Annotated in this window: 14 protein-coding genes; 9 read left to right on the top strand and 5 right to left on the bottom strand. The window is 46.3% G+C overall.

Going from position 1 to position 18,120, the window contains the following annotated elements; all coding sequences use genetic code 11:
* Positions 1-23: 23 nt before the first annotated feature.
* The 4 genes from JHD69_RS10055 (at position 24) to JHD69_RS10040 (ending at position 4,307) form a co-directional block, all read left to right on the top strand.
* Entirely contained in the window at positions 24-1,172 is a 1,149-nt protein-coding gene (locus JHD69_RS10055; protein WP_199139927.1) for a DNA polymerase III subunit, read from the top strand.
* Between the two features lies 1 nt (position 1,173).
* Positions 1,174-2,595 (top strand): PSP1 domain-containing protein, encoded by a 1,422-nt coding sequence (locus JHD69_RS10050; protein ID WP_199139883.1) that lies wholly within the window; start codon positions 1,174-1,176, stop codon positions 2,593-2,595.
* Positions 2,582-3,049: a gliding motility lipoprotein GldH gene (locus JHD69_RS10045; RefSeq protein WP_199139881.1), complete on the top strand. Its 468-nt coding sequence runs from the start codon at positions 2,582-2,584 to the stop codon at positions 3,047-3,049. Before JHD69_RS10050 ends, JHD69_RS10045 begins: the two co-directional genes overlap by 14 nt.
* A gap of 61 nt (positions 3,050-3,110) precedes the next feature.
* On the top strand, positions 3,111-4,307 hold the full coding sequence (locus JHD69_RS10040) for a thioredoxin family protein (RefSeq protein ID WP_199139880.1): 1,197 nt from the start codon (positions 3,111-3,113) through the stop codon (positions 4,305-4,307).
* 76 nt (positions 4,308-4,383) lie between these two features.
* On the opposite strand, the gene JHD69_RS10035 is transcribed toward JHD69_RS10040, so the two are convergent.
* Entirely contained in the window at positions 4,384-5,685 is a 1,302-nt protein-coding gene (locus JHD69_RS10035; RefSeq protein WP_199139878.1) for a UDP-N-acetylmuramoyl-tripeptide--D-alanyl-D-alanine ligase, read from the bottom strand.
* A gap of 87 nt (positions 5,686-5,772) precedes the next feature.
* Between JHD69_RS10035 and JHD69_RS10030 the strand changes: the two genes are divergently transcribed.
* The 4 genes from JHD69_RS10030 to JHD69_RS10015 all read left to right on the top strand — a co-directional run bounded on the left by JHD69_RS10030 (position 5,773) and on the right by JHD69_RS10015 (position 13,829).
* The gene (locus JHD69_RS10030) at positions 5,773-8,259 is read left to right on the top strand and encodes a M14 metallopeptidase family protein (protein WP_199139876.1); all 2,487 of its coding nucleotides are present in this window, start codon (positions 5,773-5,775) and stop codon (positions 8,257-8,259) included.
* Positions 8,260-8,543: 284 nt separating this feature from the next.
* Positions 8,544-11,597, top strand: coding sequence for a SusC/RagA family TonB-linked outer membrane protein (locus JHD69_RS10025; protein ID WP_199139874.1), 3,054 nt, complete (start codon positions 8,544-8,546; stop codon positions 11,595-11,597).
* Positions 11,598-11,613: 16 nt separating this feature from the next.
* A complete protein-coding gene (locus tag JHD69_RS10020; RefSeq protein ID WP_199139872.1) occupies positions 11,614-13,041 on the top strand; it encodes a RagB/SusD family nutrient uptake outer membrane protein in 1,428 nt (475 codons plus the stop codon).
* A gap of 134 nt (positions 13,042-13,175) precedes the next feature.
* Positions 13,176-13,829, top strand: coding sequence for a hypothetical protein (locus JHD69_RS10015; RefSeq protein ID WP_199139870.1), 654 nt, complete (start codon positions 13,176-13,178; stop codon positions 13,827-13,829).
* 68 nt (positions 13,830-13,897) lie between these two features.
* Here JHD69_RS10015 and JHD69_RS10010 read toward each other — a convergent pair whose 3' ends face one another.
* The gene (locus JHD69_RS10010) at positions 13,898-14,308 is read right to left on the bottom strand and encodes a DoxX family protein (RefSeq protein WP_199139868.1); all 411 of its coding nucleotides are present in this window, start codon (positions 14,306-14,308) and stop codon (positions 13,898-13,900) included.
* A 3-nt stretch (positions 14,309-14,311) separates the two neighbouring features.
* The gene (locus tag JHD69_RS10005; protein WP_199139866.1) at positions 14,312-15,208 is read right to left on the bottom strand and encodes a S66 peptidase family protein; all 897 of its coding nucleotides are present in this window, start codon (positions 15,206-15,208) and stop codon (positions 14,312-14,314) included.
* 39 nt (positions 15,209-15,247) lie between these two features.
* Here JHD69_RS10005 and metG point away from each other — a divergent pair, with 39 nt between their 5' ends.
* On the top strand, positions 15,248-17,356 hold the full coding sequence (metG, locus tag JHD69_RS10000; RefSeq protein WP_199139864.1) for a methionine--tRNA ligase: 2,109 nt from the start codon (positions 15,248-15,250) through the stop codon (positions 17,354-17,356).
* A gap of 100 nt (positions 17,357-17,456) precedes the next feature.
* Here metG and JHD69_RS09995 read toward each other — a convergent pair whose 3' ends face one another.
* Together JHD69_RS09995 and JHD69_RS09990 are read right to left on the bottom strand one after the other, a co-directional pair.
* Positions 17,457-17,666, bottom strand: coding sequence for a hypothetical protein (locus JHD69_RS09995; RefSeq protein ID WP_199139862.1), 210 nt, complete (start codon positions 17,664-17,666; stop codon positions 17,457-17,459).
* Positions 17,667-17,909: 243 nt separating this feature from the next.
* A partial coding sequence (locus tag JHD69_RS09990; RefSeq protein ID WP_199139860.1) for a hypothetical protein occupies positions 17,910-18,120 on the bottom strand: 211 nt, incomplete at its 5' end.

The raw sequence follows: 18,120 nt of genomic DNA, 5'->3' as shown, positions 1-18,120 counted from the left end.
AATCTATTTCTTATTTTGCACCAATGCAGTTCAAAGAGATTATCGGACAGGAAAACATCAAGCAACAACTCCTGCAAACCGTTGTAGAAAACAGGGTGAGCCATGCGCAGCTGTTTTTGGCGCCGGCAGGAAACGGAGCCCTTTTGCTGGCCATTGCCTATGCCCAATACATCAACTGTCAAAACAGAACCGCTACCGATAGCTGTGGCGAGTGTGCTTCGTGCCGCAAGTACGAAAAGTATATCCACCCCGATTTGCATTTCTCTTACCCGTTTTTTGCTTCGAAAGATGTCAAAACCGCAGTCGATGTGCTCGACGAGTGGCGCAGTTTGTTGCTGGAAGAGCCCTATTTCGACCTGGATATTTGGCGTTCTAAATTAAGTGCCGACAACAAGCAGGCCAATATCAATATTGCCGAGTGCCACGATATCATCAAAAAACTAAGTTACAAGGCATTTGAGGCAGATACCAAGGTGCTGATCATGTGGTTGCCAGAGTTTTTGGATAAAGAAGGAAACGCCTTGCTGAAAATTATCGAAGAACCGCCTGCAAATACCCTTTTTATTTTGGTGGCGCAAAACCAGGAACAGATTTTATCCACCATATTATCGCGGACGCAAATTGTGAAGATCCCCAAACTGGCCGACGAAGTGGTAGAAAACTACCTCATCAACAAGGCGCAGCTCTCTGCACAACAAGCCATCGAATACAGCTTTTTGGCCGATGGCAACCTGATTGAAGCCAATGCGCTGCTCAACGATGTAACCAACAACAATGCAGGCCTGTTTGCCGAATGGCTAAGGCTGGGCTTTGGCAACCGTGTACCGGCCATGATTGCCTTTACCGATACGGCTGCCGGCTGGGGAAGAGAGAACCAAAAGAATTTTTTAAAGTACGGCATCAATTTTTTACGCGAGTGCAGCTTGCTGCTGAGCGGGGCCTACGAATTGGTTAAATTACCGCCACAAACGCTCGAGGTGGCGCAAAAGCTGTCGGAAAAGGTACTGGATCTGGCCATGGTAGAGGCCTTGATTAACGAATTGGAACAGGCGCATTACCATATTGAACGCAATGCGAATCCGAAAATTCTGTTTTTAGATGTATCTTTACAATTAGTTAAAATAATAAAATTTAAAACGCTCCCTCAGGGGACTCAATATATATACAACTAATATGGGATGTGGAAGTTGTTCAACAGGAGGCGGTTGCGCCCCTGCTGGCTGTAAAAGCAATGGCTCTTGCCTAACGGGCGGCTGCCAGAAAATGGAAGTACACGATTGGCTGTCTAACATGGACATGCCTGCTAACTATATACCTTTTCAAGTAATTGAAGTGAAGTTTAAGGGCTCCAGAAAAGAGTTTTTCTTAAACAGCGACAATATTTACCTTGAAATAGGCGAGCTGGTGGCCGTTGAAGGACCAACCGGAGGCTACGATGTAGGCCATGTTTCGCTAACCGGCGAATTGGTGCGCATGCAGATGAAACGCCGCAAAACGCATCTAGACCAAGTTACCCGAAAAGTATACCGCAAGGCTACCGAAACCGATGTAGAGAAGTGGAAACTGGCCAAGGAAATGGAATGGGAAACCATGCACAAGGCCCGTACCTTGGCACTTGATCTGCGTTTGTCAATGAAAATTAGCGACGTAGACTATCAGGGCGACAAAACCAAAGCCACCTTTTTCTATACCGCCGAAGGCCGTGTAGATTTTAGGGAGCTGATTAAAAGAATGGCCGAAACTTTTCGTATAAGAATTGAAATGCGCCAAATCGGGATGCGCCAAGAAGCCGGCCGTTTGGGTGGCATTGGTTCTTGCGGCAGGGAATTGTGCTGCTCTACCTGGCTCACTAACTTTAAAACGGTATCAACCGCTGCGGCCAGATACCAAAACCTATCGTTAAATACCTTAAAACTGGCCGGACAATGTGGCAAGCTGAAATGCTGCCTTAACTACGAGCTAGATACCTATTTGGATGCGCTTAAGGATATTCCAGACCGCATCGAATCGCTGCACACCGAAATCGGTGTAGCCCGCCACCAAAAAACCGATATCTTCAAAAAACTGATGTGGTTCAGTTATGCCAATCAGGAAGACTGGATCCCGCTCAAGGTAGACCGTGTAAAAGAAATCATGGCCATGAACAAGCGTGGCGAAAAACCGGTTAATCTAAAAGAAGAAGCCGTAGCGCTAAAACCAGCCGCGGTAGTAGAGAAAGTATACGATTACGAGAACGTGGTTGGCCAAGACAGTTTAACCCGTTTAGACGAGAAAGCCAGAAACCGCAATAACAACCGTAACCGTAACAAAAACAACAAAGGCGATCAGCAGCGTGGCCAAAATCAGAACCAAGGTCAGCAGGCCAAGGCGCAGCAACAAGGCAACAAACCTGCACAGGGCAAAAACCAGCGGCCTAAGCAGGGGCAACAGTCGCAAAAGCAGCCGCAAAGCCCTAAGCCTGTAGCAGAAGGAGGTGCAAACCAGCCACAAGCGCAGCAACAAGGCAATCGCAATAACCGCAACCGCAATAAGAACCGTAACAAAAATAAGCCGAACAACCCGTCGGGAACCCCACCAAAAAATGAACAAGCTTAATTCTGTCTTCCTGTTTTTGGTCGCTTTGATCATGTTTTCGGGTTGCATGAACAATGAAGTACTCGATGTAAATCAAAGTGTTGCCGACAATAGCTGGGCTTATGCCAAAAGTTTGAAGGCCACATTGGAGGTGAAGGCCGCAAACCAACCTTACCAAATCAGGTTCAGGTTGCGCCATACCACAGACTACCGCTATGCAAACCTCTACGTGGTGGTGCATTTGAAAGGCAGCGGACTGCAAAAAAGCACACGTTACCAATTTAAGCTGGCCAAGGCAGATGGCGAATGGCTTGGCCAGGGGTCGGGAGCTATTTATACCCATACTTTCCCTTTGTTCAGCAACTTGCGCTTTCCAAAAGCCGGAAAATATGAAATCGAGATAGAGCAGAATATGCGCGATAATCCTTTGTTGGGCATTAGCGATGTTGGCTTGAGCATCAGCAAGCAGCAGTAGCCATAAAGACCGGTAAGATTATCGCAATTTGCCATTTAAGGGAACAGAAAAAAAATAACAGATGAAGAGATTAGTATGGGCATTGAGCCTGTTTTTAATGACTGCATTTGCCAATGCGGCCGAAATTAATTTTATGGATAATCCGGCCTGGAACACGGTGTTGGAAAAAGCCAAAAAGGAAAACAAAATGATTTTTTTGGATGGCTACGCCACTTGGTGCGGCCCTTGCAAAACCATGGATGCCGAAACCTATAAAAACCAGGCGGTAGCCGATTATTTCAATGCCAATTTTATTAATGTTAAATACGACATGGAAAAGGGCGAAGGCCCAAAACTAGCCGAGCAATACCAGGTTACGGCCTATCCGAGCTTATTGTTTATCAATGCCAATGGTAATATCCTGCACAAAGGCGTTGGCTTTCACGAAGCTGCGGATTTTGTAACCTTGGGCCAAACTGCCAAAAACCCGGAAACGCAGTTTTTTACGCTAAAAAACAAGGCCATGGAGCTGAGCAATGCCCAGTTTGTAAAATTTGCAGCCATGGCCGCCGAATTTGAAGACGAGGACTTTACGCAGATCAGCAACGATTACCTGGCCAAACAAGCCGATATTTTAGGCAATGCCGATCTGATCGACCTGGTGATGAACCATATAGAAACCCTGCCCGACGAAAAGTCGTTGGCTTACATTATTGCCAACAAAGACAAGATTGTAAAAGGAGGCAAATATACCGCACAAGATGTGGAAGAGCGCATGATTGGCCTTACCTTGGGTTATGCCGTTTCCGGAGCCATCCAGGGCGATTCGGAAGAGCCCGATTTTGCGGCCGTAAAAACGGTACTGGATAAATACATTCCCGAAAAGTCGTTCTTTATCTATCATTTTTTCCAAACGCAGTATTTCTTAAACAGCAAGAAAACCGACGATGCGATTAAGGAATTCAATATCCTTTTAGACAATACCCCGGCTAAGGTAGACTTTGAACATTTATGCAATGCCATGATGACCTTTGGTCCGGTACTGGCCGAAGAAGGCAAGCTGGCGCCGATGCTGACCAAGTTCGAAAGTATCGTCCTGCCGGCAAAAGATGCCAAGAAGGCCTACCTTAAAGATTATGTAAAGGCTATTCTTTTTATCAAAGCCAAGGATTTTGAGAAATTCAAAGCCCTAGCTAACAGCATGATTGCCAATCCTGATACACCCGATGCCATTAAAGAAGACCTGAAAAGCGCTTTGGCCCAGATCGGAAAAATGTAGAAACGCACTTTCGAAGTTATCATGAAACACCTGCGAAGTTTTTAAAACTTCGCAGGTGTGCTTAAAGTATATTCTTTTAAAGCAAAGGCAACAATTGCTCTAAGGCCATGCCTCTGCTGCCTTTTAGCAAAACCAGATTGTCTTTAATCGGATTGGCCTTGAGGTAAGCCGATGCTTCGGCCGGTGTGCCAAAAAACTGTCCGCTATAGCGGTCTTTTAGCGCATAAAAATATTTGCCAATAAAAACAACATCTTCTATTTCCAACTGTGAGGCCAGTTTGGCCACTTTTTCGTGTTGTGCAGCCGATTCTTCGCCCAGTTCGAACATATCGCCAATAATGGCCGTTTTGTGCGGGGCGCTCAGTGCTTTCAGGTTATGCAATGCGGCGCTCATGCTGCTGGGGTTGGCGTTGTAAAAATCGCAGATAACCGTATTGTTGTCGGTTTTGGTTAATTGCGAACGGTTGTTGGTGGGAAAGTAATGGGCCAGCCCGTTGTTGACCTCTGCGGCGGTTAGCCTAAAAAAATGTCCAATGCAAATGGCGGCCAATATGTTCTCAAAATTGTAGGTTCCGGTTAAGTTGGCTTTGGCCTGGTGGCTTTCGCTGGCCGTATGCCATTCCAGTTCAATCAGCGGATCGCTATGCAACAATTGGCCGGTAACGCTGTTGCCTTCTTCCGTGCCGTAATAAACAACCTTGTTCAGTTCGGCCCTTTCGCTCATTTCGATGAGGTAAGGGTTGTTGCGGTTAATAAAAGCAAAGCCATGTGTTTTTTTCAGGTAGGCATAAAGCTCGGCCTTGCCCTTTTTCACACCTTCAAAGCCTCCAAATCCATCTAAATGCGCCATCCCCACATTGGTAATGAGGCCATGGGTAGGCTGGGCAATTTCGCACAGCATGGCAATTTCGCCCTGATGGTTGGCGCCCATTTCAATAACGGCCATTTCAGTCTCGCGCGTTAGCGACAAGATGGAAAGCGGTACACCGATATGGTTGTTCAAATTGCCTTTGGTGGCAAAAGTATGATACTTTTCGGCCAAAACAGCCCTGATGAGCTCTTTTGTGGTGGTTTTGCCATTGCTGCCGGTTAGGCCAATTACCGGAATTTGGAGTTGCCGACGGTGGTGTTTGGCCAAATCCTGCAAAGTGGTGAGCACATCGTTTACCAAAAGGCACCGTTCGTTGGTGGCATAAGCCTCATTGTCAACAATGGCAAAGGCCGCGCCCTGTTCCAAGGCCTGCTGGGCAAACACATTGGCGTCAAAATTTTCGCCTTTTAGGGCAAAAAACAAGCATCCTGGGCTAATGTTGCGGGTATCTGTACAAACGATGGGGTGTTGTAAATAATATTGGTAAAGCTTTTCGATATGGACCATTGCAAGCGGATAAGTTGAGGTAAAATTACAAATGCAAAGCTAAAAAAAGCATTCTTTTTAGTATTATTGATTATTAATCACCATCATATGAAAAGATCGCTACTCTATTTATTGCTGTGCTGTTTAGGTGTTTCAAGTGCAATGGCTCAAACACCGTCGCCCGACGAATTTTTGGGCTATCCCTTGGGCAGCCACTTTACCCCACATCAAAAGGTTGTCGATTATTTCAAAAAAGTAGCTTCGCTCAACAAAAACATCAAGCTGCAAACCTATGGGAAAACCTACGAGGGACGCGAACTGTTGCTGGCGGTTATTTCCGATCAAGACAATATGGATAAGCTGGAGCAAATCCGTACCAATAACCTTAATTTTTCGAGCGTTACCAAAACACCAGCCAAAATGAGTCAGCAACCGGCTATTTTGTGGCTGAGCTATAATGTGCACGGCAACGAGGCCAATTCGACCGAAACCTCTATGCGGGTGTTGTATACCTTGGCCCAGGCGACAGATGGCAAGGTGAAAGATTGGCTAAAAAATACGGTAGTGATTATCGATCCCTGCTTAAATCCTGATGGCAGGGAGAGGTATGTGAGCTACTACAACATGGTAAGTGGCAAAGTGCCTAATCCAGATCCTTCGGCCAGAGAACATAGCGAGCCATGGCCTGGGGGTAGGCCCAACCACTACTATTACGATCTTAACCGCGATTGGGCCTGGCAAACGCAGGTTGAAACCAAACAAAGACTGGTGGCCTATCACCAGTGGATGCCACAAGTGCATGTTGATTTTCACGAACAAGGCTATAATGAACCGTATTATTTTGCACCGGCGGCAGAGCCGGTTCACCAGGATATTACGCCTTGGCAAAGGGAGTTTCAGGTTATTGTGGGAAAAAACAATGCCAAGTATTTCGACGAAAACGGCTGGCAATATTTTACCAAGGAGCGTTTCGACCTTTTGTACCCTTCTTATGGCGATACCTATCCGCTGTACAATGGGGCGATCGGCATGACTTATGAGCAGGGCGGAATCAGGGCCGGCTTGGCGGTGGTTACTGCCGATGGAGATACACTGACGTTGAAAGACAGAATAGACCATCATTTTACCACCTCAATGGCTACACTGGAAACGGTATCGGCCAATGCCGAAAAACTGATGAGCGAGTATAAAAAATACTTCGAACAAAGTGCCAGCAATCCGCCAGGCGCTTATACCACCTACATTGTAAAGGCCCAGAATATTTCGCGTTTGCGCAAACTGGCCGATTTGCTCAAAAATAACCACATTGCCTTTGCCTTTGGCGCCGAACGCACGCTGAACGGCTATAACTACGAAACCCAAAAAACCGAGAGTTTTAAGGTAGAGCGCAACGACCTGATCGTAAACCTGCAGCAGCCCCACTCGGTAATGGCCAATGTGCTTTTTGAACCGCAAACCAAGGTAACCGATTCGAATACTTACGACATTACGGCTTGGGCCTTGCCTTACGCCTATGGCTTAAATGCCTATGCTGTTAAAGAAGCGGTAACAGGAAGCTTTAATTTTATAGAAGAGAAAAAAGAAACACTGCCTAACTTGGCCAAGCCTTACGCCTGGGTTATTCCCTGGAATTCGGTAGCCGACGCACAGGTGCTCATTGCCCTGCAAAGGCAAAAGGTAAAAGTGCGGATAGCCGAAGAAGGCTTCACCATTGGGGGCAAAGCCTACCCGGCAGGCTCCTTGCTGGTTTACCGCAACGAAAACGAACGCAACATGAAAGATTTTGGCAGGTTTTTAACCGAAACGGCCAAAGATTTTAACGTAGCCTTTTTTCCGATTGCCAGTGGCTATGTAGAAAAAGGGAAAGATTTCGGATCGTCGGTTTACCGCCTGCTGGCCGTACCTAAAATTGCGGTAGTGGCCGGACAGGAAGTTTCATCTGGTGGCGTAGGCGAAGTTTGGCACTTCTTTGAGCAGGAACTGGGCTATCCGATTACGATGATCAGCACGCAGTCTGCCGCTTATTTAGACCTCAATAAGATCAACGTACTCATTATGCCCGATGGCTCTTATAACGATAAAATGGCCGAACAGTTAAGCAGCTGGCTCAATGCGGGAGGCAAACTGATCTTAATGGAAGACGCCATTACTTCGTTGCTGGGCAAGAAGCCTTTCGAGATCAAGAAGAAAGAGTACGCGAAAAAAGACGAAAAAGAAAGTAACGAACGCAGGTATGCCGAAAAAGACAAAGACGACCTCGAAAATGCCATTCCGGGGGCTATTTATAAGGTAAGTCTCGACCAGAGCCATCCCTTAGCCTTAGGCTTAGGCAAATATTACTATACCCTAAAAACCGACGAAAAGATTTACGAGCCCTTAGAAAACGGCTGGAACGTAGGTACGTTAAAAGCCAATAGCTATATGGCTGGCGTAGCCGGCGAAAAAGTGAAGAAAAAGCTCAATGCCGGTATGCTTTTCGGGGTACAGGAAGTAGGCCGAGGTACCGTAGTGTACCTGGGCACCGATGTGCTTTTCCGCTCGTTTTGGGAAAACGGAAAACAACTGTTCACCAATGCCCTGTTTTTGGTAAACTAGGTTAAATCGCGTCAAAAATCCCTTTTTCTCCCGCCTGCCCGGCGGGAGCGCTTTACCTTAAATAAACCGACAGATTTTGCAGGCCAGATTTCGTGAAGAAACTCGCCCCCTATATCCTTTATGCCTGTTTCAGGGTAAAAAAGGCTGTTGTAACTTGTTTAAAAAGAGCAGGATGCGCCTTGTGCCAAAATCACCTTTGTTAAAGTTTTGTTAAGAAAATCGACGTGGTTGCGCTACTTTCATGGCATCCAATTCGGAAAATTTTTAACTAAAAACTATTCTTTATGAGAAAACTTTTACAAAGTTTGTTTCTTTTGATGCTGTTTGCCCTGACGGCAACGGCGCAAAACAAAACAATAACAGGACGGGTTCTTGGAGCGGCCGACGGCTTGCCAATTCCCGGTGTAAGCGTTAAAGCAGCAGGCACTAATATCGGTGTCCAAACCAATGTGGAAGGCCGTTATGTTCTTTCCATCCCATCTTCGATAGAATCTATTGAATTTTCTTATTTGGGCTTCTTAACCAAAACAGAAGTAGTTGGCAACAGAACAACCATCAACGTATCGCTCGAGAGCGACGAAAAATCGTTGCAGGAAGTCATCGTAACAGGTTATGGAAGTGCCTCGCGAACAAAAGTAACCGGAGCCGTGGGCAAGGTTACATCTGAGAAGATCAATGACATTCCGGTAGGATCTATCGACCAGATTTTGCAAGGCCGGGTACCGGGCTTATATGTCACTGCCGGATCTGGCCAGCCAGGCTCCAATGCCCGTGTAACCATTAGGGGTATCGGCTCTATCAATGGTTCTACACAACCTTTATACGTGCTCGATGGAATTCCAATTGAAACTGGTGTTTTTTCTACGATGAACCCTGCCGACTTCGAATCGGTTACGGTGTTGAAAGATGCTTCGTCAACGGCCATCTACGGATCAAGGGGCTCGAACGGGGTGATTGTAATTACTTCTAAAAGAGGTAAGGCGGGCAAAGTTGTTTTCAGTGCCAATACCCAATTCGGCTTTTCTAACCGCACCAGTCCGAAATTTGAAATGTTAAATACCGCACAGCGTTTGCAGTTTGAAGAAGAGGTAGGCTTGGAAAATAACCTGACCTTGGGTCCTGGCTGGTATCTTTCGGCAAAAAATCCGGCCAATGCAGGCTTGAGTTCGGCCGAAAAAGCAAGAAATGCGCAGATGCTCGATAGTTTGTCGAGAATTAAATCGCCTTACTTGGACATATTCTTTCAAAAAGGCAAGTTCCAAGAACATGAAGTGAACGCCAGTGGCGGCAATGAGAATTTTAGGTTCTATTCTTCGGCCAACTATTACAAGCAAGAAGGTATTGCCGTGAGGTCTGGCATAGAGCGCTATTCGTTCAGAACCAATGTAGATTTTAACCAGGGAAGATTGTCGGGTTCGGCCAATGTGAATGCCGGTTTCAGCAACAGTTCTTTGATTGAGCAGGAAAACAGCACCAACGGAAACAACCCGTTTTCGGCAGCCTACTATTCATTGCCTTACGAACTGCCTTATGTTAACGGTAAATTAATTACGGCTTATAATGCGGCTACCGCACTGCCTCCAGGATACGAATTACTGGATACGAGAGAGGGCGCAACCGCACTCGATGCTTTGCTGAATTCGCAAAACAAATCGAACCAAACAAAAGCAGGCCTCAGCACCAATTTAAGGTACAGGATTACCAATGATCTTTATGCCAAAACCACATTTGGTATCGATTATAGAGAAACCAACGGTATCAGAACTACCGTTCCTTTCTCTGGCTATTCGGCGGCATTCGGCTTTCCGGGCAACCAAGGCCGGTATACCGAAGCTTATACCAGAAACCTGCAACTTACTTCTACCAGCGGTTTAACCTTTGCCAAAACGCTTAACGAGAAGCATGATTTTGAGGCCCAGGCCTTGTTTGAAATGAACAGGGTGAAGTTTAAAACCTTGTCTACTACAGGTTATGGTATCAATCCGAAGCTGCAGGGCACGCCTGCCGGCGTAACGCCAGGTTCGGCGGCCAATTTGTTTATCCCGCTCTTAACCGGAAACCGCTCGCAAAGTTTGTTGGCCTCTTTTATTTCGAGCGCCAGGTATACCTATGACGATAAATACACCGTTACCGGTAGCTATCGTTACGATGGATCATCAACCATTCCAAGTGCAAACAGGTACAAAGGCTTTTGGTCGGTTGGTGCCAGCTGGAATGCCAAAAAAGAAGACTTCATCTCTAAAATCGATTGGCTAAACGAATTGAGGGTAAGAGGAAGCTACGGCTTGACGGCGGCGCCTTTTATTTCCGATTTTGGATATTTCCAAACATATGGCAATACCAGGTACGGAACCTCAACCGGTATCGCCCCAACTTCGCCGGGCAACCCAGAATACGATTGGGAGTTCCAAAAACAACTTGACTTGGGCGTAGATTTCTCTGTTTGGAAAAATAGGGCGCGCTTTGTATTCGATTGGTACAACAGAAATACCTTTAACTTGTTCATCAGCCAAAGCTTGTCGTCAACATCTGGTTTCGGGTCGCTAAACGTTAATGCCGGCAAAATGCGCAACAGAGGTATTGAGGCCGACGTGCAGGTAGATGTGGTTTCGCAAAACGACTTGAGGGTTACCTTAGGTGCAAACTTTAACTACAACAAAAATGAGATTACCGACCTTGGCCAAGTAAACGAATTTATCTTGGGAACCAGTATCGTGAGAAAAGGCCTTCCTTTTGGATCGCATTATCAGGTAAAATATGCCGGTGTGAATACCCAAACCGGCGAGCCGATGTTTTATAATCTCGACGGTACCATTACCACCAACTACAATGCCGCTACCCAATCGCAGGCTACCTTCGGAACCTACCAACCTGTATTTCAGGGCGGTTTTAACTTGAGCGCCAGCTACAAAGGCTTGTATTTCGATGCCTTCTTCTCGTTTGCAGATCAGGTAACCAGGTTCAACAACGAGGATTTCTTTACCCAAAACAGAACCTTCGCCACTTCAAACGTATCTACCCTGGTTTTAAAAAGATGGAGAAAACCGGGTGATGTAACCGATGTGCAATCGATCAGCTCGGTAAGAAGATTTTCTTCTGCCGACCTACAGGATGCTTCCTACATCCGTTTCAGGAACTTTAACATTGGCTATGCCTTCCCTAAAAAGCTGATGAGCAAAATCAAGTATGCTTCTGGCATCAGGGTATTTGTACAAGGACAGAACCTTTATACCTGGACCAAATGGAGAGGCTTTGATCCGGAAGATAACAATAACATCGCGGCATTCGAATATCCAAATGCCAGAACTTATACGCTTGGTCTGAAAGTTGATTTTTAATTTAAATAGCATGAAAATGATAAACATAAAAAAATACTTTATCCTCCCGGTTCTCGGAGCGGCCTTGTTATTGCAGGGTTGCGATAAAGATCTAGATTTAAAACCCACCGATTCGATTACCGGAGATATTGCATTTACCGCTGTGGCCGATTTGGAAAGTGGCTTGGTAGGCGCCTATGCCGCTTTAGGGAATAACGACATCAACTTGTCTAACTACCTGTCTGACGAATCTTATTACCCGATTGAAAACAATACGGGTAGGGGTGCGATCCAATACCGGTGGGAATACGATTCTAGCGATGGTACGTTGGCCAACAATTTTGTAAACCTTTATGCAACCATTAACCGCGTAAATCAGGTGCTGATTGCGTTCGACCGTGTTCAGGCTACTTCTGCCACCGAAACCGCCACCAAAAACAAGGTGAAGGGCGAACTCCTGGCGCTACGGGCCTATGCACATTTCCAGTTGCTCAAATCTTATGCTTCGGGTTATAACGGAACCGATTTGGGCATCGCCTACATCGACGAAAAAACAGCTGGGGTATTTATCAAGCCTTCAAGGCTAAGCGTAGCCGAGTCGTTTGCAAGAATTGAAGCAGACCTGACAACTGCCAAAGGATTGATCCCGACTTCTTTTACCGATAATACAAGGATTACCAATAAAGGCGTGGCCGCCATTCAGGCCAGGGTTTATTTGTACGAGCAAAAATGGGATTTGGCCATTGCGGCAACTACCGAAGTGATTAATGCCATTCCGTTGGCAACCATCGCCCAGTTTTCCAATATTTGGACAGATGCCGGCAACAACGAAGTGGTTTGGAAACTGAAACGTGTGAGTGGCGATGCCCGTATCGGCGATCTTTTCGCTTCAACGGCAAACGCAGTGGAATTCGCCGCCTCGCCCAAAATCATTGCGGCATTAACGGCCACTACACCGCTTGTTGATGTGAGGTTTGCCAATTACCTGAAAATTACGCCAGGCCGGGGAACCAACAAAACCCCTAACCTGATTTCAAAATATTATGGCGGCAACAGCGCAACCAGAAACCTTGCCGACATTAAATTGTTCAGAACTTCCGAAATGTACCTGATCAGGGCCGAAGCCTATGCCGAAAAAGAAAATTATCTGTTGGCCGTTGGCGATGTGAACACACTGAGAAGAAACCGTATTACCGGCTATGTTGACCTGGCCACTTATGCCGATAAACCTTCGGCAGTGGCCGACGTTTACCTGGAGCGTTTCAGGGAACTGGCATGGGAAGGCCATCGCTATTTCGATTTGAGAAGAAGAGGCTTGGCAATTGACCGTTTGCCTTTGGCACCCGACGACAACAGCGGCGGGGCCGTAAACCTAACCTCGGCCAAAAAACAATATTTCATGCCAATTTCTACGGCAGAGATTTTGGCCAATCCAAACTATACCCAAAATCCGGTTTGGAAATAATATAAACAACAAAGCAAAAGGGTTTTAGGCCATGGCCTAAAACCCTTTTTTGTAAATAATGGAACTGCTTTTAGCAGGTTATGCGCCGTTTTTTCGTAACTTACTTTAATGAAGCGATTTTTATGTTGGCTGTAATGAAAAAGAAAATTTTAATAGCTGTTGCGGTGTTGGTTAGTGCGGTATTGGGCGCAAAGGCACAAACAAACATCGGCTACCTGAAGGATGTAAGCGGCAATACCGTAGAGCTGAGGACAAAGACCGAGCTGGTTGGCGATCCCTACCTCACCAAAGACTGGAGCAGGGCAATCATTACCACCACCGATGGCAAAAAGTATCAAGACGTTCCCATCAAATACGACCAGATAGAAAATGTATTGTATTTTAAAGATACCGAGGGAAACGCCAACAAGTTTGTTGATGCGGTTAAAGAATTTGTTTTGGTTGACGAAGGCAATGCCATTTACCGCGTATTTGCTGCGGGGAACAAGTTTTTTTATCATATTTTATACGATGGCAAAACGAAATTCGTACACCGCGACGCTAAATACCTCAAAGAAAATAGGGAGTATAACTCTGCCATTACCACCCAAAAAGTAGCTTCGGCTAACAAATACTATATCGTAAGGCCAGATCATAGCATGGAAGAAGTGAAGCTGAACAAAAAATCGATATTGGCCGTACTGGCAAACAAGGAAGCCGAATTGACCAAATACGTTAACGAAACAAAACCAGATTTAAGCACCGTTGAAGGCGTTAAGCAGTTGCTGGCTTTTTACGACCAGCTTTAACCTCGATTGTAAATAGATGCCCACAAAAAAAGCCTGTTGTTTACAGGCTTTTCTTTTTAAAAAGGTTGTTATTTCTTGTCGATACTATATTTTCCGGGACCAATAAACAACAGGCTGAAAAATACAATGGCCAGTTCTATGGCATGCGAAGCATCGCCCAGGCCCTGTTTTGGGTCAGACAGGTGAACCAGTGCCGCAATGATCATGGTAAACACCAAAAGCATATTTACCGGACGGAACAACAAGCCCAATATCAGCAGAAAACCGCCAAAAGTTTCGGTAGCGGCGGCCATAAAGCCCCATAGCACCGGTGCAAAATCAACGCCGATCAATTTCATGCTGCCCCCAATTTGGGTCCAGGTTTCTTGGCCGCCTCCTATTTTGGGGTAGCCGTGTATAATCATCATCGTGCCGAGGCCAAGCCTTAAAAGAAGAAGGCCGGTGTTGCGGTATTTACCTAAATTGTCGAAAACTGCCATTTTTTAAAATTTAAATTGAACGTTAGGGTGATCTATGCGTAAAGATACATTTTTACCCAATACCATGGCACGGTTGTCGTTGATATGGCCCGTTGGAAAATCGAAACAAACCGGATAGCCGTACTCCTTAACCAGCTCCCAGATTACTTCTTGCGGGCTTTGCCCAAAAGGAATGCTTTCTTCGGCTACCTCATTAAAAGCCCCTACCACAAGGCCTTTGAGCCGGGCCAGTTTGCCTTTGCGCTTTAAGAGCCGCATCATCCGGTCTATGGCGTATTCGTGTTCGCCAACATCTTCTATAAAAAGGATTTTGTCGGTATAATCCATTTCCGAAACCGAACCTTCTACGGCAATGAGCAAAGTGAGGTTACCCCCAATCAGCTGGCCTTCAACTTGTCCGTTGCGTCCTTTAAAACTGCTGGTGTAATGATATGCCACAGGTTGGCCAAAGAGCGAATTTTTAAGGCTTTCCAATGCTTCGGGTGTGCTGTCGGCAAAAGTATAAGGCATTTGTGCGTGGATGCTCTGCATTTGCAACTGGGCAAAGGCATGCGATAAGAGCACGGTAATATCGCTAAAACCGACTAGCCACTTGGGTTGTTGCAAAAATGCCGTAAAATCGAGCTCGTCTATAATGCGGAGCGTGCCGTAGCCGCCTCTGCCTGCAATAATGGCTTTGATGTTGGGGTCGTCGAGGTATTTTTGCAGGTCGTTTTTGCGCAGCTCGTCGGTGCCGGCAAATTGGTGGTAGCTGGCATTTACCGTTTCGCCCAATACCACCTCAAGCCCCCAGCCCTGCAAGATAGCGATGGCCTTGTCAATAGGCTTGGGCAATTTCTTGGCGGGGCATACAATTGCAACCTGATCTCCTTTTTTTAAATACGGTGGCTGTTTAATCATGGGTAAAACACTTATCTTTGCCAAAATAAATAAATAGTTTTGGATAACAGTAAAATTAAAAGATATACCGTAACGGCAGCTTTGCCTTACACTAATGGTCCAGTGCACATTGGCCACCTGGCGGGCGTTTACCTGCCGGCCGATACCTACGTGCGTTACCTTCGCTCCAATAAAAGAGACGTCAAATTTATTTGTGGCTCTGACGAAAACGGCGTACCCATTACCCTGAAAGCCAAAAAAGAAGGCATTACGCCACAAGAAGTGGTAGATAAATACCACAAGATTATTGGCGATTCTTTTAGGGATTTTGGTGTTTCTTTTGATATTTACCATCGCACCTCATCGCTAACGCATCATCAAACCGCCTCGGCCTTTTTCGAAAACCTATATAAAAAAGGCGTGTTTACCGAAGAAGTTACCGAGCAGTATTACGACGAAAAAGCACAAACGTTCCTGGCCGACAGGTACATTACTGGTACTTGTCCGAAATGTGGCAACGAAAACGCTTACGGCGACCAATGCGAAAACTGTGGCAGCACCTTGAATGCAACCGACCTTATCAATCCAAAATCTACTTTAAGCGGAGAACCTCCGGTACGCAAGGAAACCAAAAACTGGTTTTTGCCATTGGATAAATACGAAGATCAATTAAGAACCTATATCGAGAGCCATAAAGAATGGCGCCCCAACGTATACGGCCAATGCCAAAGCTGGCTCAATGCCGGTTTGCAGCCACGCGCCATGACCCGCGATCTGGATTGGGGCGTTAAAGTGCCAGTTAGAGGTGCCGAAGGCAAAGTGCTGTACGTTTGGTTCGATGCTCCTATCGGTTATATTTCGGCCACCAAAGAGCTTTGTAACTATCCGAAACTGGATGTATGGAATCCTAAGGCCGAAGAATACTATATCCGCCAGTTTGAAACAGACAAATGTGGCTGGGAAGAATACTGGCAAAGCGAAGACACCAAATTGGTGCATTTTATTGGCAAAGACAACATCGTTTTCCACTGCATCATTTTTCCGGCCATGCTGATGGCGCATGGCGGTTATATCTTGGCCGACAATGTACCCGCCAATGAGTTTTTAAACCTGGAAGGACAAAAAATATCGACCTCTAAAAACTGGGCAGTATGGCTCAACGAATACCTGGTCGATTTTAAGGACAAACAAGACGTATTGCGTTATGTTCTGACGGCTACTGCGCCAGAAACCAAAGACAACGATTTTACCTGGAAAGATTTTCAAGCCCGCAACAACAATGAACTGGTAGCTATTCTGGGCAATTTCATCAACCGCGTAACGGTACTAACCCAGAAATATTTCGATGGCAAGGTGCCTACGCTGATGGAAGTAACTGAGCAAGACCAGGCGGTAATCGACGAGTTGAAAACCTATCCTGCAAAAATCAGCGCTTCGATAGAAAACTACCGTTTTAGGGAAGCTTTGGCCGAAGTGATGAATGTAGCACGCTTGGGCAACAAATACTTGGCCGAAACCGAGCCATGGAAGGTGATCAAAACCGACGAAGACCGGGTGCGTACCATTTTGAACATCAGCTTGCAGCTTGCGGCCAATTTGGAAATCCTGATTGAACCTTTCTTGCCTTTTACGGCCGACAAGCTGATGAAGATGCTGAACTACGGAGGCCATACCTGGGAAGATGCCGGCTCGATCCACTTGCTTAAACGTGGCCATCAGTTAAACGAGCCACAGCTCTTGTTCAGCAAAATAGAAGACGAGGAAGTACAGGCGCAGATAGACAAGCTGAACAACAGTAAAGCCGCCAATGCACAGGCAAGCGCTACGGTTGCACCAGCCAAGGATAACATCAATTTTGATCAGTTTGGCGCCATGGATATCCGCGTAGCAACGATTATAGCGGCAGAGAAAGTAGAAAAAACCAAAAAGCTGCTGAAATTAACCGTCAACACCGGCTTAGACGAACGTACGGTGGTTTCGGGCATTGCCGAATATTACCAGCCCGAAGAAATTATTGGGCAACAGGTAAGCCTGTTGGTTAATTTGGCACCACGGGAAATCAAAGGAATTGTTTCGCAAGGCATGATTTTAATGGCCGAAGATGCCGAGGGGAAGCTCACTTTCGTGGCGCCTACAGCTCAATTTGGCAATGGCAGCGTAATCAAGTAGGTCGATTTACGATTTTGGATTTAGGGATTGCGGTTGATAATCCGGCTGGGAAAACTTGGCAGCTGGGTTTTATCGGCTTTTTTAGAGGACTGTACCATCTTTACGCCAAAGAAAAGCAATAAGCCGGCAGGGACAGCAAAAATAGCTCAAAAACCAAAAAACTGGCGATGGTGGCAAATCGTTCCATGTTGGAAGTCATCTGCCCAAGCTTGGCCAGATCCGGTCTAGCGATTACAAAAAATATAAGACCACAGAAGATGCCCAAAATGCAGGCAAGGATAATGAATAAGATGCCGAGCATTTTTTTCATAGTCAAATATAAAATGGTGCAGGAATAGTTTCAACTAAATTGCTGATGCATCTGATAATTTTTATATTTGTGCGCTTGAAAGTGATTGACGATCAAAAATCGTAAATCCACAACCTGAAATAAGACTGGTCCTGTAGTTCAACGGATAGAATACCTGCCTGCGGTAGGCAGGGAAGTTTCCTAAACTTTAGCGATGAGCATTTATACTGTGTATGCGATGAAAAGCGAAATGGATGGGCGAGTTTATGTTGGGTTCTGTCTCTTATACACATCTGACGCTGCCGACGAACCACGACATGTGTAGATATCGGTGGTCGCCGGATCATTAAAAAAATTTGTGGGGGGGGGGGGGGGGGGGGGGGGGGGGGGGGGGGGGGGGGGGGGGGGGGGGGGGGGGGGGGGGGGGGGGGGGGGGGGGGGGGGGGGGGGGGGGGGGGGGGGGGGGGGGGGGGGG

Origin of the sequence: Pedobacter sp. ASV12 (genome assembly GCF_016429155.1) — a bacterium.
Lineage (GTDB): Bacteria > Bacteroidota > Bacteroidia > Sphingobacteriales > Sphingobacteriaceae > Pedobacter.
This window is presented reverse-complemented; position numbering and strand designations above follow the sequence as displayed.